The 415-nt window shown below is 59.3% G+C and carries 1 pseudogene; it reads left to right on the forward strand.

Annotated elements, in window-relative coordinates:
* Positions 1 to 108: 108 nt before the first annotated feature.
* Positions 109 to 415, forward strand: a pseudogene (locus JHD07_RS26395) (TolC family protein); the annotation flags it as partial.

A 415-nucleotide genomic window follows, 5' to 3' on the forward strand; every position in this document is an offset into this window, starting at 1 on the left:
CAAAGCGTTGCTCCGGCGCCGAAGCCGACCGAATAGGGGACGGCGATGAACCGGATTTTCCTATCCATCGTGTTGCAATCGTTTCATTCCCGATCCCGGGCTCCGCGAATGGCAGCGGTTTTCGCCGCGCTCCTTCTACCCGGGTGTGCCTCCTTTTCGCCGGATCGCGGGATGGGCGTCGTTGCTGATGTTGCAGATCAGACCATCAAAAAGGACGTAATATCGATCCGGACGGAGAGCGATGCCTCCCACGCACAGGACGTCGTGCGAGGATTGCTGGGTCGGCCTCTAACGGTTGCCAGTGCGGTTCAGGTTGCGCTTCTTAACAACCGTGGGCTTCAGGCGGCCTATAACGAGCTCGCTCTGGCCGAAGCGGACCTAATAGCAGACAGCCTACCTCCCAATCCGACATTCG

Origin of the sequence: Bradyrhizobium sp., assembly GCF_016462955.1 — a bacterium.
In the GTDB taxonomy this organism is placed as follows: domain Bacteria; phylum Pseudomonadota; class Alphaproteobacteria; order Rhizobiales; family Xanthobacteraceae; genus Bradyrhizobium.